Source organism: Falsiphaeobacter marinintestinus (assembly GCF_007923355.1).
GTDB lineage: Bacteria > Pseudomonadota > Alphaproteobacteria > Rhodobacterales > Rhodobacteraceae > Phaeobacter_A > Phaeobacter_A marinintestinus.
The window spans coordinates 1-21,108 of sequence record NZ_VOGO01000013.1 but is presented as its reverse complement, the minus strand read 5'-3'; the positions used below and the strand labels follow the sequence as shown (position 1 = coordinate 21,108).

18 protein-coding genes are annotated in these 21,108 nt (G+C 59.4%); 11 read left to right on the top strand and 7 right to left on the bottom strand.

Features of this window, described 5'->3' with window-relative positions:
* Positions 1 to 31 precede the first annotated feature (31 nt).
* The 3 genes from tdh to FOY56_RS20280 form a co-directional block, all read right to left on the bottom strand.
* Complete coding sequence (tdh, locus tag FOY56_RS20290; protein WP_186766412.1) at positions 32 to 1,060, bottom strand: L-threonine 3-dehydrogenase; 1,029 nt, start codon at positions 1,058 to 1,060, stop codon at positions 32 to 34.
* A 14-nt stretch (positions 1,061 to 1,074) separates the two neighbouring features.
* Positions 1,075 to 2,262, bottom strand: coding sequence for a glycine C-acetyltransferase (locus FOY56_RS20285; protein ID WP_146347982.1), 1,188 nt, complete (start codon positions 2,260 to 2,262; stop codon positions 1,075 to 1,077).
* Between the two features lie 105 nt (positions 2,263 to 2,367).
* Positions 2,368 to 2,934: a helix-turn-helix domain-containing protein gene (locus FOY56_RS20280; RefSeq protein WP_146347981.1), complete on the bottom strand. Its 567-nt coding sequence runs from the start codon at positions 2,932 to 2,934 to the stop codon at positions 2,368 to 2,370.
* Positions 2,935 to 3,079: 145 nt separating this feature from the next.
* Between FOY56_RS20280 and FOY56_RS20275 the strand changes: the two genes are divergently transcribed.
* Positions 3,080 to 4,255 (top strand): acetyl-CoA C-acyltransferase family protein, encoded by a 1,176-nt coding sequence (locus FOY56_RS20275; RefSeq protein WP_146347980.1) that lies wholly within the window; start codon positions 3,080 to 3,082, stop codon positions 4,253 to 4,255.
* Positions 4,256 to 4,333: 78 nt separating this feature from the next.
* On the opposite strand, the gene FOY56_RS20270 is transcribed toward FOY56_RS20275, so the two are convergent.
* From FOY56_RS20270 to ubiE, 3 genes are read right to left on the bottom strand one after another with little or no spacing between them, the layout of a single operon-like run.
* A complete protein-coding gene (locus FOY56_RS20270) occupies positions 4,334 to 5,320 on the bottom strand; it encodes a 4Fe-4S dicluster domain-containing protein (RefSeq protein ID WP_146347979.1) in 987 nt (328 codons plus the stop codon).
* A 24-nt stretch (positions 5,321 to 5,344) separates the two neighbouring features.
* Positions 5,345 to 6,880: a 2-polyprenylphenol 6-hydroxylase gene (gene ubiB / locus FOY56_RS20265; protein WP_146347978.1), complete on the bottom strand. Its 1,536-nt coding sequence runs from the start codon at positions 6,878 to 6,880 to the stop codon at positions 5,345 to 5,347.
* 3 nt (positions 6,881 to 6,883) lie between these two features.
* Positions 6,884 to 7,636 carry a bifunctional demethylmenaquinone methyltransferase/2-methoxy-6-polyprenyl-1,4-benzoquinol methylase UbiE gene (gene ubiE / locus FOY56_RS20260; RefSeq protein ID WP_146347977.1) on the bottom strand — a complete coding sequence of 251 codons (753 nt, stop codon included), beginning with the start codon at positions 7,634 to 7,636 and terminating at the stop codon, positions 6,884 to 6,886.
* 86 nt (positions 7,637 to 7,722) lie between these two features.
* On the opposite strand from ubiE, the gene mutM reads away from it, so the two are divergent.
* The 3 genes from mutM (at position 7,723) to FOY56_RS20245 (ending at position 10,686) form a co-directional block, all read left to right on the top strand.
* A complete protein-coding gene (gene mutM / locus FOY56_RS20255) occupies positions 7,723 to 8,574 on the top strand; it encodes a bifunctional DNA-formamidopyrimidine glycosylase/DNA-(apurinic or apyrimidinic site) lyase (RefSeq protein ID WP_146347976.1) in 852 nt (283 codons plus the stop codon).
* A gap of 64 nt (positions 8,575 to 8,638) precedes the next feature.
* Positions 8,639 to 9,415 carry an acryloyl-CoA hydratase gene (gene acuK, locus FOY56_RS20250; protein ID WP_146347975.1) on the top strand — a complete coding sequence of 259 codons (777 nt, stop codon included), beginning with the start codon at positions 8,639 to 8,641 and terminating at the stop codon, positions 9,413 to 9,415.
* Positions 9,416 to 9,732: 317 nt separating this feature from the next.
* The gene (locus FOY56_RS20245; protein ID WP_146347974.1) at positions 9,733 to 10,686 is read left to right on the top strand and encodes a calcium-binding protein; all 954 of its coding nucleotides are present in this window, start codon (positions 9,733 to 9,735) and stop codon (positions 10,684 to 10,686) included.
* A gap of 52 nt (positions 10,687 to 10,738) precedes the next feature.
* On the opposite strand, the gene FOY56_RS20240 is transcribed toward FOY56_RS20245, so the two are convergent.
* On the bottom strand, positions 10,739 to 12,277 hold the full coding sequence (locus FOY56_RS20240) for a winged helix-turn-helix domain-containing tetratricopeptide repeat protein (RefSeq protein ID WP_146347973.1): 1,539 nt from the start codon (positions 12,275 to 12,277) through the stop codon (positions 10,739 to 10,741).
* A 98-nt stretch (positions 12,278 to 12,375) separates the two neighbouring features.
* Between FOY56_RS20240 and FOY56_RS20235 the strand changes: the two genes are divergently transcribed.
* From FOY56_RS20235 to gyrB, 7 genes are all read left to right on the top strand, one after another.
* Positions 12,376 to 12,828: a DUF302 domain-containing protein gene (locus FOY56_RS20235; RefSeq protein ID WP_146347972.1), complete on the top strand. Its 453-nt coding sequence runs from the start codon at positions 12,376 to 12,378 to the stop codon at positions 12,826 to 12,828.
* Between the two features lie 196 nt (positions 12,829 to 13,024).
* Positions 13,025 to 13,288 (top strand): 30S ribosomal protein S20, encoded by a 264-nt coding sequence (gene rpsT, locus FOY56_RS20230; RefSeq protein ID WP_146347971.1) that lies wholly within the window; start codon positions 13,025 to 13,027, stop codon positions 13,286 to 13,288.
* A gap of 541 nt (positions 13,289 to 13,829) precedes the next feature.
* Complete coding sequence (dnaA, locus tag FOY56_RS20225) at positions 13,830 to 15,221, top strand: chromosomal replication initiator protein DnaA (protein ID WP_146347970.1); 1,392 nt, start codon at positions 13,830 to 13,832, stop codon at positions 15,219 to 15,221.
* A 397-nt stretch (positions 15,222 to 15,618) separates the two neighbouring features.
* Positions 15,619 to 16,737 carry a DNA polymerase III subunit beta gene (gene dnaN / locus FOY56_RS20220; protein ID WP_146347969.1) on the top strand — a complete coding sequence of 373 codons (1,119 nt, stop codon included), beginning with the start codon at positions 15,619 to 15,621 and terminating at the stop codon, positions 16,735 to 16,737.
* A gap of 61 nt (positions 16,738 to 16,798) precedes the next feature.
* Entirely contained in the window at positions 16,799 to 17,902 is a 1,104-nt protein-coding gene (gene recF / locus FOY56_RS20215; RefSeq protein WP_146347968.1) for a DNA replication/repair protein RecF, read from the top strand.
* Positions 17,899 to 18,519: a LysE family translocator gene (locus FOY56_RS20210; protein ID WP_146347967.1), complete on the top strand. Its 621-nt coding sequence runs from the start codon at positions 17,899 to 17,901 to the stop codon at positions 18,517 to 18,519. The genes recF and FOY56_RS20210 overlap by 4 nt, the downstream gene beginning before the upstream one ends.
* Before the next feature lie 78 nt (positions 18,520 to 18,597).
* Positions 18,598 to 21,015 carry a DNA topoisomerase (ATP-hydrolyzing) subunit B gene (gene gyrB, locus FOY56_RS20205; RefSeq protein ID WP_146347966.1) on the top strand — a complete coding sequence of 806 codons (2,418 nt, stop codon included), beginning with the start codon at positions 18,598 to 18,600 and terminating at the stop codon, positions 21,013 to 21,015.
* Positions 21,016 to 21,108 lie beyond the last annotated feature (93 nt).

Sequence of the window (21,108 nt, the reverse complement as noted above, 5' to 3'; positions counted from 1 at the left end):
TGGCCACCGGCCAAGAGGGGGCAGCGCCCCCTCACCCGCCCCAATCCAAAACAACCTTGCCGCTTTTTCCCGACATCATCGCCGCAAACCCATCGGCAAAATCCACTGCCGGAAATTCATGCGTAATCACCGCCGACACGTCCAGCCCGTTCTGCAACATCGCGATCATCTTGTACCAGGTCTCAAAAATCTCACGCCCATAGACACCCTTGATCGTCAGCGCCTTGAACACGATCCGGGTCCAGTCGACCGGGGTCTTTCCCGGCGGAATGCCCAGCATCGCGATCCGCCCGCCCATCACCAACGCCTCGACCATCTGATCGAACGCGCGGGCATTGCCTGACATCTCCAGCCCGACGTCAAACCCCTGTTTCATACCCAGTTCAGCGATCACATCACGCAGATCTTCGCGCCCGACATCCACAGTCCGCACATCCGCGACCCGAGCGGCCAACGCCAGCCGGTCCGGGTTCACATCCGTGATCGCCACGTTTCGCGCGCCAACATGGCGCGCCACCGCCGCCGCCATGATCCCGATCGGCCCGGCCCCGGTGATCAGCCCATCCTCGCCGATCAGATCGAAACTCAGCGCCGTGTGCACCGCGTTCCCCAGCGGATCCAGAATCGCGCCGATCTTATCCGGGATTTCATCCGGCAGCGGCACCACGTTGAACGCAGGCAGTCGCAGGTATTCGGCAAACGCGCCCCGCACGTTCACGCCGATTCCCTTGGTTTCGGGATCCAGATGAAACTTGCCCGCCCGGACCTGACGCGAGTGATGCCCGATCAGATGCCCTTCGCCGCTGCACCGCTGACCGATCTGCAAATCGTCCACATCACGACCAAGTTCGACAATCTCACCGGCAAATTCATGCCCCGTGATCATCGGCACCGGCACCGTCTTTTGCGCCCAGTCATCCCACTGCCAGATATGCACATCCGTGCCGCAGATCCCGGTCTTTTTCACCCGGATCAGCACATCATCCGGCCCGATCTCGGGCACCGGTGCCTGCACCATCCACAGCCCTTCCTCGGCCCTCGATTTCTCAAGCGCCATCATCGTGTTGGGCCGTGTCATGAGATCACCCCAATGTCCCGCCCGACTTTGCCAAACGCCGCCAAAGCGCGATCCAACTCATCCCGCGTCAACGCCGCGTTCATCTGCGTGCGAATCCGCGCCTGCCCGCGTGGCACCACCGGAAAGAAAAAGCCTGACACATAGACGCCTTCGTCAAACAAGCGCGATGCCATGTCCTGCGCCACCTGCGCCTTGCCCAGCATCACCGGAATGATTGGATGTTCGCCCGGCAGCAGATCAAATCCCAATGCCTCCAACCCCGCGCGCCAGTACCGCGCGTTTTCAAACAGTTGCGCGCGCATATCCGCGCCCTCTTCAACCAGGCGGATCGCCTCGATCCCGGCAGCGACAATGGCAGGCGGCAGCGAATTCGAGAACAGATAGGGCCGCGCCCGCTGCCGCAGCAGGTCGATCACTGGCTGCGGCCCGGCGATGTAACCGCCGATCGCCCCCCCAAGTGCCTTGCCCAATGTCCCGGTCAGAATGTCGACATCCACCCCGAAATGGTCCGGAGTGCCGGCCCCGCGCGGCCCCATGAACCCGGTGGCGTGGCAATCATCCACCATGACAATTCCATCGTATTCTTTGGCCAGCCGGGTGATCTCGGGCAGATTGGCAAGGTATCCATCCATCGAAAACACGCCATCGGTGGCAATCATGATGTGCCGCGCGCCATCGGCGCGGGCCTGTTTCAACCACGCCTCAAGGTCATTCATGTCGTTGTTCAGATACCGGTACCGCTTGGCCTTGCACAACCGCACCCCGTCGATGATCGACGCATGGTTCAGACTGTCCGAAATCACCGCGTCCTCGGGGCCCAGCAAGGGTTCGAACAACCCGCCATTGGCATCGAAACAGGCGGCAAACAGGATCGAGTCATCCTTGCCAAGGAAGTCGGCCAACCGTTGTTCCAGCTCTCGGTGAATGTCTTGCGTCCCGCAAATGAACCGCACGCTGGCCATCCCGAACCCCTTGGGGCCCATCGCCCCAGTGGCCGCATCGATCAACGCCGGATGATCGGCAAGCCCCAGATAGTTGTTGGCGCACAGGTTGATGACCTCACGGCCCGCAACCGTGATCTCCCCCCCTTGGGGCGAGGTGATCATGCGTTCGCGTTTATACAGGCCTTCGGCTTCGATGCTGCGCAAGGTTTCCGAGATATGGGACAAAAACTGAGTCGACATGATTTCCTCCATGTTGGAAACACGTCTACCATAAAGGACACGTTTCCAAAATAGGGGAAATTCGATATAGCGGATTTTTTCCGTTAATCAGGAATTTCAGCGTCCTCAGGCCGCTTTCACGATCAGAAACACCCGCGCGCCGTCGACACCCGCAACAATCGCGTGTGTTACATCGGCGGCATAGCGCGCTGTGTCCCCGGTCTCGAATGTCTCGGACCGCGTGCCCGAGGTCACCTCGACGCGCCCCTCAACAACAGTCAGCTGTTCACGCGCACCACGGGTGTGCGGGTCGCTGCGCAAAGCCCCGTTGGCGGCAAACCGGATGTCATAAACCTCATGCCCACCTGCATCTTCGGGCGGCGACAGGATACGAATTCGGCAGCCTTCGCCACGTACATCAATCACCGGAGTTTCGACGTCGCGCAGAACCTCGATCCGGTCCGCGCCGGTCGGGGCGTCCAAAAGCCCCGCGAAATCGACCTGCAAAGCACGGGTCAGGTTCCACAAGGTCGCAATCGTCGGGCTGCTTTCGCCGCGTTCGATCTGGCTGACCATCGACCGGGACACGCCCGACAGGTTGGCCACAGCCTCAAGCGACAGCCCCTGCGCCCGGCGCGCCTCTTTCAGGCGGGCAGGCAAGCGGGACAGGATATCGTCAGAAGTTTCCGTCATGACGGAAGTGATGGGCAAGCGCACCGCAGTTGTCAATCCCGCCGCAGGGACCATTTGCCACCGGTACTTACGGAACGTTTCCAGCGACAGAATCATGCTGCACCCGCATAATACCGTCCAAACATGACCACGGAGGAACACATACATGACCGATATCGTAATTCTGGACGGCGCACGGACAGCCATCGGAACCTTTGGCGGAGCGCTGGCCAGCACCGCGCCCATCGACCTTGCAACCGTTGTGACCGAAGCCGCGTTGGAACGGTCGGGCGTCGAAGGCGGGCAGATCGAAAACGTGGTCTTTGGTCATGTGATCAACACCGAACCCCGCGATATGTACCTGTCGCGCGCCGCCGCGATTCAGGCAGGCATTCCCGATACCGCCCCTGCGATGAACGTGAACCGCCTGTGCGGATCCGGCGCACAAGCCATCGTGTCGGCGGTTCAGTCGCTGATGCTGGGTGACGCGCAGTTTGCCGTGGCCGGTGGTGCTGAAAGCATGTCGCGCTCGCCGTTCATCATGCAGCAAGCCCGGTTTGGCGCCAAGATGGGCGATATCAAATCGCTCGACATGATGTTGGGCGCGCTGAACTGCCCCTTTGGCACAGGTCACATGGGCGTGACGGCAGAAAACGTCGCGACCGAGCATCAGGTGACCCGCGAACAGATGGACGACTTCGCCCTGACCAGCCAGACCCGCGCCGCCGCTGCCATCGACGCCGGCCTGTTCGACGACCAGATCACGCCGGTGCAGGTCAAAGTGCGCCGCGACATGGTTGACTTCAAGGTCGATGAGCACCCCAAGGCGACTTCGGCCGAAGCACTGGCGGGTCTGCGCCCGGCTTTCAAGAAAGACGGCAGCGTCACGGCAGGCAATGCGTCGGGCATCAATGACGGCGCGGCCGCCATTGTTCTGGCAACCGCGGAGGCGGCTGAAAAGGCCGGGCTGAAGCCTAAAGCCCGCGTGCTGGGCTATGCCCATGCCGGTGTGCGCCCTGAAGTAATGGGTATTGGCCCGATCCCTGCTGTGCAGAACCTGCTGAAGAAAACCGGCCTGTCGGTCAGCGATTTCGACGTGATCGAATCCAACGAAGCCTTTGCCGCACAGGCGCTGGCGGTGAACAAGGAACTGGGCCTGGATCCGGCCAAGGTGAACCCAAATGGCGGCGCAATCGCCCTGGGCCACCCGGTTGGTGCCACAGGTGCGATCATCACCGTCAAAACGATTTATGAACTGGAGCGCATTGGCGGCAAGAAGGGCCTGATCACCATGTGCATCGGCGGCGGTCAGGGTATCGCACTGGCCATCGAACTGATCTGAGTGGCAAGGCTGGGGGGCTGTCTGCCCCCCAGACCCCCCGAGGATATTTCTCGCAAGAGGAAGACGAGAGGCGCCTTTTTAGCCGATGGCGTCTCTTTCACGTTTACGGGCCAGTTTCGCGGCAAGGTTCGGACCAATGCCCGGACGGGACCATGGGCAAACAGCGATACAGATCGCGCAGCCCTGGGTTTCGTTGAAGAAGGGCAGGCATTTGTCAAAATCGACATACCATTTGGTGTCGCCCCGCACGGTCTGTTTTACCTGAAACAACGCCTCGGGCGGACAGGCGTCTTCGCAGATGCGGCAATTCTGGCAGAACCCATCGATGCCGTGATCCTGTGACGGGGTGGGCGCAAAAGGCGCATCGGTCAGCACGGCGGACAATCGGAAAGACGCACCCAGTTCCGGGTTGATGATCGATCCATGTTTACCGAGTTCGCCAAAGCCGCAGGCCAGCGCGGGCGGGATCATCGCCAATGCGCCGGTCATCGGGCCAGTCACGGCCTCGGCCTGCCATCCCTGTTCATGCAACCAGCCTGCGATTTTTTTCGAGGCCGCTGCGGCGCGGGTGTATTGGCTGATGACCTCAAGGCCCGCCCTGCTCTCGGGCGCGGCTTTGATCGCGTCGTACTCGTGCTGAACGCCGATCACAATGACCTTGGATTGCTCGATCTCATGGTCCTGAAACACCCAGTCGGGTCGCATGTCTGCAACACCGAGCTTTTCGCAATCACCACGGGTCACGAACCCGTCCAGTGCAGCCGTCCAATCGTCTGGTGATCGTTGCACCGGGGCATCTGCAACAGGTGGCAAGGGCGCGTCGTTTATCTTTTGACGGATGGCCCGCTTTTCAAGGAAAGCAGGGTTCTGTGACGCGCGGCCACCGAAATAGCGTTGCAGGTCCCCATGCGGGATGCTGCTGGGATCAGGTGCCCAGTAAACCATGGTGGGTCGGCGTTTTTCGGTTTCCCCCAACCCGTTGACATCATTGCCACTGACCGGGGGCACCAATGCCAGCTGTTCAGGATCAGGTGTAAACGGGCGGTATGGATTCGTACGGGCCATACCAGACCATACCACGAATGAGAGTCAGAACAGCCATTCCAGCACGGCAATCAATCCGCCGCCAATCAACGCGCCGACCATCACGGTCAAAAGGGTGCGCATATTGAACCACGAGGCTTTTGGCGGGTCTTCCCGGTGGGCCTGCGCGATCAGCGCGGATTCGACCAAAGCGGGCAGACGCGGGCCGAACCGAGCCAGAACGCGGGCTGTTTTCATCAGATCCGACGCGACGGCACGCGGGCCAATCGAACCTTTGATGTAATCTTCGACCACGGGTCGGGCGACTTCCCAGATGTTAACATGCGGGCTGAGCGACCGCGCGACGCCTTCGACCACAACCATGGTGCGCTGCAGCAGGATCAGTTCGGTCCGGGTTTCCATGCCAAAACGCTCGGTCACTTCGAACAGATACGCCAGCAAACGCCCCATCGAGATATGCGACGCGTCCATGCCAAAGATCGGTTCCCCCACGGCGCGCAGGGCACGGGCGAATTCGTCGACATCCTGATCAGCAGGCACATAGCCAGCTTCGAAATGCACCTCGGCCACGCGCTTGTAGTCGCGTTTGATAAAACCGAACAGGATCTCGGCATAGACCCGGCGGGTGTATTCGTCGATATGGCCCATGATCCCGAAGTCATAGGCAATGATATCGCCATTCGCCGCGACCTTCAGGTTGCCCTGATGCATGTCAGCATGAAAGAATCCGTCGCGCAGCGCGTGGTTCAGGAACAGTGACAGCACCCGTTCGCCCAGCGCCCGCCGGTCATGGCCTGCCGCGTCCAGTGCTGCATTGTCGCCCAGTGTAACCCCATCTGCCCAGCCCAGCGTCATCACGCGCCGCGCCGACAGGTGCCATTTGATCGCGGGCAGCGTGAACCCTGCATCGTCGGCTGTGTTATCGGCGAACTCGGACGCAGCCGAACTTTCCAGCCGCAAATCCAGTTCACCGCGCACCACCCCGTCGAAATGCTCGATCACCTCCATCGGGCGCAGGCGTCGCGCGCCGGGGGCGAAAAAATCGACGATGCTGGCAGCGAAATAGAACGCATCAACGTCCTTGCGAAAGGCGCGCTCGATCCCCGGGCGCAACACTTTCACGGCGACGTATTCACCGGTGTCAGCAATCCGCGCCCGATGCACCTGCGCGATCGAGGCGGCGGCGATGGGTTCGCTGAACTCGGCAAACACGCCATCGACCTGCACACCCAGTTCGCTTTCGACCTCGGCTTTGGCGACGCTGCGGGGAAACGGTGGCAGCTTGTCCTGCAACACGCGCAGCTGTTCGGCCAGTTCATCGCCCACCACATCCGGTCGTGTCGACAGAACCTGTCCGAATTTGATGTATGCCGGGCCAAGCGCGGTCAGCGCACGGGTCGCGGGCGGCATGGCGGGATCACCCTTGTACCCCAGCCACTGGAACGGTTTGCCCAGCGCGTGGGCGACAAAGCGCAGCGCAGGTGGGGCTTCGAAGGCATCCAGCACGACGTTCATCGCGCCGGTGCGTTCCAACGTGGCGCCTGTTCGGATCAGGCGCCAGATATTATGAGGGCCGCGCATCTGTCAGATCTTCCAGCCAGAATGCAGGGCGGCGATGCCTAGGCTCAGATTGCGGTATTTGGCGTTTTCGAACCCCGCCTTGCGCACCATGCTCAGGAACGTGTCCTGATCCGGAAACTTGCGAATCGATTCGACCAGATACTGATAACTGTCGCGGTCATTGGCGATCAGTTTGCCCATACGCGGGATCACGTTGAAACTGTACAGATCGTACAGTTTCTGCATCCCTTCGTTCGGTAACTGGCTGAATTCCAGCACCATCAGGCGGCCCCCGGGTTTCAGCACGCGGAACGCTTCGTTCAATGCCTCTTGCGGGCGCGTCACGTTCCGGATGCCAAACGAGATCGTGTAGACATCGAAGGTGTTGTCCTTGAATGGCAGCGCCATGGCATCGCCCGTCACCCAATCCAGACTGTCGGCCATCTGTGCCGCTTCGGCCCGCTGACGGCCTTCGACCAGCATCGGTTCGGTCAGGTCCAGCACCGTGGCGTGGCCAGATCCGGCACGCTTGAGAAACTTGAACGAGATATCGCCGGTCCCGCCCGCCACATCCAACAGCTTTTGCCCCGGGCGCGGCGCCAGCCAATCCATCATCGCGTCTTTCCAGACCCGGTGAATTCCCATCGACATGACGTCGTTCATGATGTCGTATTTCGACGCAACCGAATTGAACACGCCCTGCACGCGCCCGGCCTTTTCGCCTTCGGGCACGGTTTCAAAGCCGAAATGGGTGGTGGAGTCAGTGTTGTCAGCCATGACCGGTTGCCCTACTTGCGTTTCGTCCCTGTTATAGGGTGATCCCGGGCGGGTACAATGCGGCCCGTTGCATGAAGGAGCACCATATGCCCGAACTTCCCGAGGTCGAGACGGTACGTCGCGGGTTGGCGCCGTCGATGGAGGGCACGGTGATTGCGCAGGCGCATGTGAACCGCCCCGATCTGCGCTGGCCGTTTCCCGACCGGATGGCTGAACGTCTGAGCGGGCAAACCGTTCTGCAACTCAGACGGCGGTCAAAATACATCCTTGCCGATCTCAGCTCGGGCGAGACGTTGCTGATTCACCTTGGCATGTCAGGGCGAATGACGGTTTCGGGCGATCCGCTGGGCCGTTTCGTGCACGATCACCCTAGCCCCGAAAAACACGACCATGTGGTGTTCGATATGGCCAACGGCGCGCGTGTCACCTTTAACGACCCCCGCCGGTTCGGCGCGATGGATCTGCTGCCCACCGATGGCTGGGAAACCCACAAGCTGCTGGCCGACATCGGGCCCGAACCGCTGGGCAACACATTCACCTCGGACCACCTGATTGACGCGTTCAAAGGTCGAAACACGCCGGTCAAATCTGCGTTGCTTGATCAGAGAATCGTCGCGGGATTGGGCAATATCTATGTCTGCGAGGCCCTGTTCCGTGGCGGAATCTCACCGACACGCAAAGCTGGACGCATCGCCAGTGACCGGGTTGCATCACTGGTGCCGATTATCCGCCAAGTTCTGCAGGACGCGATCGAAGCGGGCGGGTCATCGCTCAAGGATTTCCGCCAAGCCGATGGAGAGCTTGGATATTTTCAACACAGCTTTGACGTCTACGGGCGCGAAGGCGACCCCTGCCGCACGGCAGCCTGCGCGACCCCGATCCGGCGCATCGTGCAATCCGGGCGATCCAGCTTCTATTGCCCCTCGTGTCAAAGATAACTTGAACCGCTGTGTGCGCGTGGTAAGGAATCGTTCTTGAACGGAACAAACGAAAGCTCAAAACATGGCCTTTGAGACGATCAACGTCGTAGTGGAAGACCACGTTGCCCTAATCAAGCTGAACCGCCCCGATGCCCTGAACGCGCTGAACACCCAACTTCTGGGTGAACTGTGTCAGGCGCTGGAAGAGGCCGACGCCAATGACAAGGCGCGCTGCATCGTCATCACCGGCTCGGAAAAGGCGTTTGCCGCCGGGGCCGACATCAAGGAAATGTCCTCAAAAAGCTTCGTCGAAGTCTTTGCTGAGAACATGTTCGCTGATGCCAACGACCGGATCACAGCGATTCGCAAACCGATCATCGCCGCCGTATCCGGTTACGCGCTGGGTGGCGGCTGTGAACTGGCGATGATGTGCGATTTCATTATCGCCGCCGACACCGCCAAATTCGGCCAGCCCGAAATCAACCTTGGCGTCATCGCCGGTATGGGCGGCAGCCAGCGCCTGACGCGCTTTGTCGGCAAGTCCAAGGCGATGGACATGAACCTGACAGGTCGTTTCATGGACGCCGAAGAGGCCGAGCGCAGCGGGCTTGTCAGCCGCGTTGTCCCGGCCAAAAAGCTGATGGATGAGGCGATGGGCGCGGCGCAGAAGATCGCCGAGAAATCGGCCCCCAGCACGATGGCCGCGAAAGAGGCCGTGAACCGCAGCTATGAGGTCACGCTGGCCGAAGGCATGTTGTTCGAACGCCGCGTGTTCCATTCGCTGTTTGCGACCGAGGACCAGAAAGAAGGCATGGGCGCCTTCCTTGAAAAGCGCCAGCCCCAGTTCCGCGACAAGTAAACAGAACCAATTTATCAAAGTCACAAAGGCAGGCCTCGCGGTCTGCCTTTTTTGCGTCTTGCGCCCCTCACGCGATCCGTCGACCGCACGTATGCGGCACGCCAAATCCTATTCTTGACTATTTTACTCAAAATTTATAACCAGACCCGGCTAGGCAACCGCTGTTCACACCGCAGCCTGTCGGATGAGCGGATATCGAACGCCGCCCCCCGTGACCCAGCCTCCTTCAAACTGATTGCGCCGCTCGCAAGAAACCACCCGGTCATCGCGCCCGCGTGCCCCACAGGGGTCCGGATCATGACCGCACAGGAGACGACATGACCATCACCATCCAAACCGGCAGCAGCGCTGCCACCAACTTTTTCGCCTACATCAACGCGTTTGATGCAAGCTTCGCATCTTCTGGCCGCGGCGTGTTTTCTGCCGGGATCGAAGGCGACTATGCCTCGGCCGAAACCGATATCGGGGAAACCGCGAACCTGGACTCGCTGGCCTATGTTCTGCGTGACAACATTCAGTACAGCCTCACAACCCACACACTGTCCGGAACCGTCACCTCGGTCGATCTGGGCGCAGGTGCCACGGCCATCCTGAACTCTGACGGGTTGTACGACATCGATCTGGCCCAGCTTGACTATACGATCTCATTCGACCCAATCGTCGCCGACGATGCCGCCGTCGAGCTGATCTATAGCATGCTGGGATCCATTGATCCCAACGACAGAACCGGCGTCATCGAACAGATGATCAAGGAAGATGACGTGGTGTTTTTCGGCAATGACGGCAACGACGTGTTCCGCAGCTTTCAGGGCAGTGACGTTCTGGACGGCAAGGCCGGCAATGACGATCTGAACGGCGGCCGAGGCGCCGATACGCTGCTTGGCGATGCAGGGGCGGATACACTTCGCGGCAGCCGGGGCGAGGATGACCTGAACGGTGGCAGCGGCGTCGACAGGCTGAACGGTGGCGCGCATAACGACACGCTGAATGGCGGCGCGGACAACGACAGGCTGACAGGTGGCGACGGATTCGACGACTTTGTCTTCACTGATAATTTCGGACGGGACGTGATTGTCGACTTCACCTCTCGCCAGGATGACATCGACTTTTCCAACCTCACAGACGAGGCAACAACCTATGCCGAGTTCATGGCAGCTTCGACTCAGCGCGGCGACAATGTCGTCTACGATCTGGGTCGGGATGGCGAAAACGTGATCATCCTGCAAGACACCGCTCTGGAGGATCTCGCAGTGTCAGACTTCATCTTCTGACATCAATAAATCAAACCAGCCCGACGGCCCAAGCGGTGTCGGGCTGACGATATCACGGGTCATGCCGGACCATCGGCATGCCCGCCCCGGACAGCGCCTCTAGCAGACGGTTGCGTTCATGCGCGACCGGGTAAGGAAACATCCGCTCGGCATGGGCCAGACTATACTTGGGGGCCCTCAATCTGATCTCTTCGACCATTTTGATGGCGTCGTCTTGTTGTCCGGCCTCCCAATAGGCGCGGGCAAGTTGCACACGGGCCGGGATAAACCGGTCCACCCGGTCCAGCACGGACAGGAAATGCGCAATTGCGCTGTCAAAATCTTCCAGCAAAACCTTTGTGTGGCCTTTCGGGAACTCCCAACTCGGCGGATGGTAACTGTCCTTGGCAAACGCCGCCTGCAACAAGGGTTCGGCGCGGCGCGGACGGGCCAGACGATTCATCGTTTCCCCATAAGCCAGCAAGACTTCGGGATCATGGGGATCACAGGCAATGGCCGTGTCAAACGCTGCTGTGACCGCCTCGGGTTGCCCCAGGTACCCCAGCACCCACCCCAGTCGCGCGTGACCCAATGCGGAACGTTCATCCAGATCAATCGCCTTGCGCGCCAAAGCCTCGGCACGGTCCAGAGTTTTATCCGCCCCCGGCAAGCCAAAGACAAACAAGGTGGTCCGGCAATATGCTTGCTGCGCATAGGCATCCGCAAACCCCGGATCCAGGTCTGCGGCCTGGGTGAAATGGGTCAGCGCTTCGGCAAATGCAGCAGGCTCGTATCGAAAATAGGCATAGCGCCCTTTCAGATAGGCGTCATACGCCGCACTGTTTCTTGTCCCGCGCGGCTCCAATCTGCGGGACTCATGCCCCGGCAACAACACATCGACCAATCGATCTCCGATGCGGTCATGTCCGGCAAGCAGGCTGGCCCGGGTCAGATCGAACCGTTCGGCCCAGATCTGCTGCGTCCCCGTAGGTTCAAGAATCGCGACGTTGATGCGGATCGTTTCGTCCAGTTGCCGCACGCTGCCATCAACGATGTGATCAACTGCCACGTTCGCAGGCGGCCCACCCGCCGCCATCGCGCGCGAGGCGTTGTACGACAACACCCTTAACCCGGTCTGACGTGAGAGGCTGGTAATCAGATCGTCGGTCAGACCGTCAGCCAGATACCCGGTATCCGTCGTGCCCGACGGCGCACGAAACAGGCGCACCAGAACGATGGGCGGGTCTTTCTCGTCAGCCACCGGGGGGCGCGCGCCTTCGATTCTGACGTCAGCCACAAACCGATATCCACGGGAGTGAACGGTCCGGACATATTGCCTGTCCTTCTGCTGATCGCTCAAGGACACACGCAGCGCCTTGATCGCGGCCGAGATTGCCCAGTCGCTGATCGCGCGTCCCTGCCAGATCGCATCAACCAGATCCTCACGGCTGACAACGCGGTCACGATGCCGGATCAGATAGTCCAGAAGGCGCAGACTCTGAGGTTCGATGCTCACGCTCTCATCGTTCCGGGTCAGCTCGAAAGCTGCCGGGTTGAACAAGAACGGACCAAACCGCCAGATATCGCCGCGTCCAGTGGCCAAATCGGCCATCCTCCCAGAATCCTCCCAAAAACGCCCAAGGCCCCTCAAGCACTATGCCCCTGACCGATGCATTTATCGAGCCATGAAACCCGACACAGGAGGTCATCATGGGAAACTTCAAGACACTGGTATCTGCATGTCTCATCACATTTGCCGCGAACACCGCCATGGCTGAACGCATCAATGTCGCCAGCAACGCAGACGTTGGCCAATCCGTCGACCGGTTGACGCAGGCTGTTGAAGCCGCCGGGGCGCAGGTCTTCACGACCGTCGATTTCGCCAAAGGCGCCGCATCCGTGGGTGAAACCCTGCGGCCGACAACCGTGGTGATCTTCGGCAGCCCGAAAATCGGCAGCACGGCGCTGCAACAAGGTCAGACCATGGCGCTTGAGCTGCCGTTGAGGATTCTCTTTCACGAAGATGCAAACGGACAGACCTGGGCAACTTATACCGACCCCACGACTGTCGCGCCGTCGTATGGTCTGGCAGCTGATAATCCGGCTGTTGCGAAAATGCGCGGCGCTCTGGAACGGTTCACATCCATCGCAACAGGCAACTAAGCGGTCACCTCCCGTTTGGCAGCAGCACCTGTCAGTGGAACTTTCTGTTTGCCAAATGGGGCGGGTTTGTCTAATCAGCGCCGTCATACATGCGCGTGCGGCCCGCTCTGGCTAGAATCACTTTGGTGAACGGACAGGATCCGGGTTTGAAGCACGTGTACAAAACGAACGAAACCCGAACCGAGGTCAGTACAAAATGGCAAATTCGCCGCAGTCCAAGAAGCGCGCCCGTCAGAACGAAGCCCGCTACGCCGTAAACAAAGCCCGCCGTTCGCGCATCCGCACCCAACTCCGTAAAGTTGAAGAAGCCATTGCTTCAGGTGACAAAGACGTCGCAACAGCCGCGCTGCGCGAAGCTCAGCCCGAGCTGATGCGTGGCGTGACCAAAGGCGTGTTTCACAAGAACACAGCCGCCCGGAAAATGTCCCGCCTGTCGTCGCGCGTCAAAGCGATGGCGTGATCTGATTTCTCAGATCGTAAAAGTCGAATGTTATGAAGGCGTTGCACTGTGCAGCGCCTTTTTTCATGTGTCACATACCCGTCACCTTTTTGCAGGTGCGAGAGATTCTTTGTCATCAAAGTCCGAGTCAACAGCATAGTTTCGTTGCCGGTTCGCGAGCGAAGTTGCTATCCCTTTCCATGCGATTCACTCGCTGGGGGGACAGGCGCACCGAGTCGGACTGACGGGCATCAGGACGAATTTGGGGCTAAGTTGAGAAAACCGGTATCATTCGGCAGACTCAACACGTTGTAGAACGAATGCAGTTCCGCAACCCTGTCAAAATATGAGTGTGTAGTGTTCGATCAGGACGGGCTGTGCAACCTTTGCACGGGTCAGTGGGATTTCGTTCGGGTACTACCATCATATCAGGTCTGCTTGCTGTCCGGCACATGGTGTCGGCGCACAGTATCCCTTTGCCGTGAATCCCACCGGGTCGACCCGGTCAACGACAGAAACAGGCCAGAAAATGGCCTTCTAAATGGGATGCGTGAGGCGCTGCATGACACAAGAGAAATGGGGAATTCTCAAAGAGAAACTGCTCAATACGGTCGGGCAGAACAACTATAAGACCTGGATAGAACCGCTTGAGTTTGCGGCGTTGGAAGATGGTGTTGCCAAATTCACCGTGCCGACGATTTTCATGGGCAACTATGTCAGCCAGAACTATGCCGATTTGATTCTGCACGAACTGAGCACAGCCGGCGAGAAAGTGCAGAGCCTGTCCTTTGGCGTTGCCGCGAATTCGACAACGCGCCCGGTGTCGAAATCGTCAAAACCCGCGCAAACCGCCGAAGCCAAACCTGCACCAGCTCGGGCCGAAACCGCGACCGCGCGGAACACCGCTGATCAGTTGCAGACCGCCCCGCTGGATTCCCGTTTCACATTTGACTCCTTTGTCGTGGGCAAGCCGAACGAACTGGCCCATGCCGCCGCGCGCCGTGTCAGCGAAGGTGGTCCGGTGACGTTCAATCCGCTGGTCCTGTATGGCGGTGTTGGTCTTGGTAAGACCCACCTGATGCACGCCATCGCCTGGGAGTTAGGGGCGCGAAAGCCGGAACTGAACGTGCTGTATCTGTCTGCCGAACAGTTCATGTACCGCTTCGTTCAAGCCCTGCGCGAACGACGTACGATGGATTTCAAACACCTGTTCCGATCAGTCGATGTTTTGATGGTCGATGACGTTCAGTTCATTGCGGGCAAGGACGGTACACAGGAAGAATTCTTTCATACGTTCAACGCACTGGTAGACCAAAACAAACAGATTATCATCTCGGCCGATCGCGCCCCGGGCGAGATCAAGGATCTGGAAGACCGGGTAAAATCGCGTCTGCAATGCGGTTTGGTCGTCGATCTGCATCCCACCGATTACGAACTTCGTCTGGGCATCCTTCAAAGCAAGATTCAGCAATACCGCAGCACCTATCCCGGTCTGGAAATTTGCGATGGCGTTCTGGAATTCCTTGCGCAGCGCATTTCGACCAATGTGCGGGTTCTTGAAGGTGCGTTGACCCGGCTGTTTGCCTTTGCGTCGCTTGTTGGTCGCCCGATCGACATGGATCTGACACAGGATTGTCTGGCCGACGTCTTGCGCGCGTCCGAGCGCAAGATCACCGTCGAAGAGATTCAGCGGAAAGTGTCCGACTATTACAATATCCGCCTCAGCGACATCATCGGGCCCAAGCGACTGCGGTCTTACGCGCGCCCGCGCCAGGTGGCGATGTATCTCTGCAAGCAGCTGACATCGCGGTCTCTGCCCGAGATTGGTCGCCGTTTTGGGGGCCGCGACCATACCACGGTCATGCATGGGGTGCGCCGGATCGAAGAGCTTAAGACCACCGACGGGCAAATCGCGGAAGACGTCGAAATCCTGCGCCGGGCGTTGGAGGCCTAAGGCTGGACCCGGATAAGACTGGAAGAAAAGACGAAAGGGCGGTTTTGGACCGCCCTTTGGTGTTTTGAAAGTCCGGCGATTGCGGCTGGGCGGGTGCACGTCAGTATCGGAGAGGCCCCTGATTTGACGGGAGCGGCTGGTGTGACGTCACGCTTTCGATGGGCGACATACATGTTCTGCCTGATTTGCCGTCTCCGAACCCCGCAACAGGACCAAATCAGCATTTCGGGCCGACCAAGACGTCAGCGCAGCGGGCAATTGTGTCAATTAGGCCACCGTGAACACGGTCGTTCTCTTGACGACTTTCTCTTTAACAACCAGAAATCCATAAAAGCCTTGTGCCGCAGGGGGAAACCGGTAGTTTTCCCTTCCCGGGCCATTCGGAGGATGTAGGGATATGAAGATCAGCATCGAACGCGGCACATTGCTGAAAGCCGTGGCCCAAGCGCAGTCCGTCGTTGAGCGGCGCAACACCATACCGATCCTGGCCAATGTGCTGATCGAAGCCGAGGGTGAGACCGTTCAGTTCCGCGCCACGGACCTTGATATCGAAGTGGTCGACAAGGCCCTCGCTCAGGTCGAGCGTGCCGGGGCGACCACGGTATCAGCGACAACGCTGCACGAAATCGTACGTAAACTGCCCGATGGGGCTTTGGTGACCCTGATTGCGGATAGCGCGGCGGGCCGATTGACGGTTGAAGCGGGCCGATCGAATTTTTCTCTGGCGACCCTGCCCAAGGAAGACTTTCCTGTCATGGCATCGTCGGAATACCAGTCGAACTTCTCAGCCCCCGCCGGAATGCTGCGGCGGTTGTTTGACAAGTCGAAATTCGCGATCTCGACCGAAGAGACACGATATTACCTGAATGGCGTCTACATGCACGTCTCGGAATCGGATGGCGGCAAGGTGCTGCGCTGTGTGGCCACCGATGGTCACCGTCTGGCCCGGATCGACGCCGACCTGCCTGAAGGTGCAGCCGACATGCCGGGCGTGATCGTTCCGCGCAAGACCGTGGGCGAACTGCGCAAGCTTTTGGATGATGACGATATGGCAATTGCCGTGTCTGTCAGTGAAACCAAAGTGCGCTTTGCAACACCTGACATCACACTAACCTCAAAAGTCATCGACGGGACCTTCCCCGACTACACGCGGGTGATCCCGCAGGGCAACACGCGGCGTCTGGAAGTGGACGCGGCTGAATTCGCCCAAGCGGTGGACAGGGTCGCCACCGTGTCGTCCGAGCGGTCGCGTGCGGTGAAATTGCAGCTGGACGAAGACCGGTTGGTCCTGTCGGTTAATGCACCCGACAGTGGTGCCGCCGAAGAGGAACTGGCTGTGGCCTATGCCGACGAGCATCTGGAAATCGGGTTCAACGCGAAATACCTGCTGGAGATTGCCAGCCAGGTCGACCGTGAGAACGCCGTTTTCATGTTCAACTCGTCCGGAGATCCGACGCTGATGCGCGAAGGCAATGACCAAAGCGCCGTCTATGTGGTTATGCCGATGCGCGTCTGAGATCGCGCTGACGCGCGATGCCTCCGGCAGGAGTATTTGACAAGAGAAGAAGGGATTGGGGATGAGCCTGGCACTGACCGCGCTCACTCTGTCGCATTTCCGGTCGCACAAGCGGGCCGCGCTTGAGTTAGACGGACGCCCCGTTGCGATCTATGGGCCGAACGGGGCCGGCAAGACCAATATCCTGGAAGCGGTATCATTGTTTTCCCCCGGGCGTGGATTGCGCGGGGCCAGTGCAGCCGACATGGCGCGCCGGCCGGAAGCTTTGGGCTGGAAGCTGACCGGAGTGATTGCATCGCTGGGACGGGTGCACGAGGTGGCGATCACCTCGGACAGCGGCGCAGCACGGCAAGTTCAGATCGACGACAAGGCGGCGAGCCAGATCGCTTTGGGCCGGATCGCGCGAGTTGTCTGGTTGATCCCCGCGATGGACCGTCTGTGGATCGAAGGGGCCGAGGGGCGGCGGCGATTTTTGGACCGGATGGCGCTGAGCTTTGATCCTTCTCATGCCGAAGCGGCGCTGGCCTATGAAAAGGCGATGCGTGAGCGCAACCGGTTGCTGAAGGATCAGGTGCGGGATGCGGGCTGGTATGGCGCACTGGAAGCGCAGATGGCGCAGTCGGGGTATAAACTGCATCAGGGACGGGTCATGGCGCTGGAGTACTTGTCGGATGCGCAGATGCGCGCCGAAACCGCCTTTCCCGTCGCCCAGCTGGATCTGGTGCAAAGCGAAGGTGAAATGCCCGGATCTGAGGCCGATTTGCGCGACGCACTGGCCGAAAGCCGATTTCGGGACCTGGCGGCGGGGCGGGCGTTGGTCGGACCGCATCGCTCGGATTTGTATGGCGTTTATGCGGCCAAGGGTGTCCCGGCCAAGGATTGCTCGACAGGTGAGCAAAAGGCGTTGCTGATTTCCTTGATCCTGGCCAACGCCCGCGCGTTGTCTGAGCAGATCGGAATGCCACCGATTGTTCTTTTGGACGAGGTGGCGGCGCATCTGGATGCGGGGCGGCGTGCTGCGTTGTATGATGAAATCAGCGCGCTTGGTGCTCATGCCTGGATGACCGGCACAGGTCCGGAATTGTTTGCCGAGCTGAATGATCGCGCAATGCGGGTTCTGGTCACTGAACAGGATGGCATTTCGCAGGTCGAGGTCGTGGCGTGACACTGTCACCTTGGGATCTCGCGCTGTATGCCGGTGCGGTGTTCATCCTGTTTCTGACACCGGGTCCGGTCTGGATGGCACTGGCGGCCCGGTCGCTGTCAGGCGGGTTCCGCGCCGCATGGCCTTTGGCGCTGGGGGTCGTGGTTGGCGACATGATCTGGCCCTTGCTGGCGATCCTTGGGGTAAGCTGGGCGGTCGGAGCGTTCGATCAACTGGCGATAGTGCTGAAAGGCGTTGCCGTGGTCATGTTCGTCGCTTTGGGCGTACAGACCCTTCGAAATGCAGGGCGCAAGATCTCAGCAGACTCTCGCCTGACACGCCCAGGCATGTGGGCCGGGTTTGTCGCAGGCGTTGTGGTGATTCTGAGTAACCCCAAAGCGATCCTGTTTTATATGGGGCTGTTGCCGGGGTTCTTTGACCTGACCCGGCTGACCCGCTGGGACATTGCTGCCATCGTTTCCGTGTCGCTGATCGTGCCGCTTATTGGCAACCTTGCGCTGGCCGGGATGATTGCCCAGTTGCGGACGATCCTGAGCTCTCCCGCGGCGCTGAAACGGACCAATCAGGTGGCTGGCGCGCTGCTGATCCTCGTGGGGCTTGTCATCCCATTTACGTAACACAAAATCTGGGGGATCGGCGTGACATCCCCCCCAAGAAAACGTATAAAATGACAAAGAGATGAAGGATTATATCGGATGTCCGAAGACAAAAAGACTACCGAAGAATACGGTGCCGATTCAATTAAAGTTCTCAAAGGCTTAGAAGCCGTTCGCAAACGTCCCGGCATGTATATCGGGGACACGGACGACGGGTCGGGTCTGCACCATATGGTGTACGAGGTTGTTGATAATGGTATCGACGAAGCACTGGCCGGTCATGCCGATCATGTGACCGTCAAGATCCACGCAGATTCCAGCGTTTCCGTGCATGACAACGGGCGCGGAATTCCGGTTGATATCCACCCCGAAGAAGGCGTGTCTGCGGCCGAGGTTATCATGACCCAACTGCACGCAGGCGGGAAGTTTGACAGCAATTCGTACAAAGTGTCCGGCGGATTGCACGGAGTGGGCGTGTCGGTTGTGAACGCGCTGTCCGACTGGCTTGAATTGCGGGTCTGGCGGAACGGCAAGGAACATGTTGCCCGGTTCGAAGGTGGCGAGACAGTTGAACACCTAAAGGTGGTCGGTGAGTGCGGTGATCAGACTGGGACCGAAGTGCGGTTTATGGCGTCGACCGATACGTTTTCGAACTTGGAATACTCCTTTGAAACCCTGGAAAAACGCCTCCGCGAACTGGCCTTTCTAAACTCGGGCGTGCGGATCATCCTGATCGATGAACGCCCCGCCGAACGGCTTGAAACCGAGCTGTTTTACGAAGGTGGCGTGAAAGAGTTTGTGAAATACCTCGACCGGTCGAAATCTCCCGCCATGCCTGAACCGATCTATATCATCGGCGAAAAGGACGACATCACCGTCGAAGTCGCGATGTGGTGGAATGACAGCTATCACGAGACGGTTTTGCCGTTCACCAACAACATCCCGCAGCGCGATGGCGGCACCCATATCGCGGGCTTTCGTGGCGCGCTGACGCGGACCATCAATAACTATGCCCAGTCCAGCGGGATCGCCAAGCGTGAGAAAATCAGCTTTACCGGCGATGACGCCCGCGAGGGCCTGACCTGCGTTCTGTCGGTCAAGGTGCCGGATCCCAAGTTCTCGTCCCAGACCAAGGACAAACTGGTGTCATCCGAGGTGCGGCCTGTGGTCGAAAGCCTTGTGAACGAAAAGCTGGCCGAATGGTTCGAAGAAAACCCGAACGCCGCCAAGATCGTCGTCGGCAAGATCATCGAAGCCGCCATGGCTCGCGAAGCCGCGCGCAAGGCCCGTGAACTGACGCGGCGCAAGAACCCTATGGACATGAACTTTCTAAGCAGCAAGCTGAAGGATTGTTCGGACAAAGACCCGGCCAACACCGAAATTTTTCTGGTCGAGGGCGATAGCGCCGGTGGGTCGGCGCAAACCGGGCGTGACCGGAAAACCCAGGCAATTCTGCCGCTTAAGGGTAAAATCCTGAACGTGGAACGGGCCCGCTTTGACCGGATGCTTGGCTCTCAGGAAATCGGCAACATGGTGATGGCGCTAGGCACCGGCATCGGGCGCGATGAATTCGACATCACCAAGCTTCGGTACCACAAGATCGTCATCATGACTGATGCCGATGTGGACGGTGCGCATATCCGTACCCTGCTGCTGACATTCTTCTATCGCCAGATGCCCGAGCTGATCGAAGGCGGGTATCTCTATATCGCGCAGCCGCCGCTTTACAAAGTCAGCCGGGGCAAGTCCGAGGTCTATCTGAAAGATCAGGCCGAGATGGATGATTATCTGGTCAACCAGGGCATCGACGGCGCCGCGCTTAGGATGAACTCGGGCGAAGAAATCGTCGGACAGGACCTGAAGCGTGTTGTCGATGAAGCCCGGCAGCTAAAGCGCGTTCTGGACGCCTTTCCGACGCATTACCCGCGCCACATTCTGGAGCAAGCCGCCATTGCCGGAGCGTTTGTTCCCGGCGCGGTGGATGCCGACCTGCAAGGCGTCGCTGACAAAGTTGCTGCTCGTCTTGACCTGATCGCACAGGAATACGAGCGGGGCTGGCAGGGTCGCATCACCCAGGACAAAGGCATCCGCCTGACCCGTATCCTGCGCGGCGTGGAAGAGGTGCGGACCTTGGATGGTCCGATGCTGCGTTCGGGCGAAGCCCGCAAAACCGGCAGCTTCACCCAGAACCTGCAAGAGATCTATTCCAACGCCTGCTCACTGGTCCGCCGCGACCGCAGCCAGATCATCTATGGCCCGGTCGGATTGCTTGAGGCGATCCTGGAGGAAGGGGCCAAGGGCCTGTCTCTGCAACGCTACAAGGGTCTTGGTGAAATGAACCCTGGCCAGCTTTGGGAAACGACGCTGGATCCGGACGCACGAACCCTGTTGCAGGTGCGCGTCGATGACATGGTCGAGGCAGATGATCTGTTCACCAAGTTGATGGGCGACATCGTCGAACCCCGCCGGGAGTTCATCCAGAAAAACGCCCTGAGCGTCGAAAATCTGGACTTCTGACGAATTTGTAGGGACGTGTTGAATGTCACTGAGAACTGACCCGGTATCGCCCTGAATTGTCACTGAGAATTGACCCATGTGAACACACTTCCC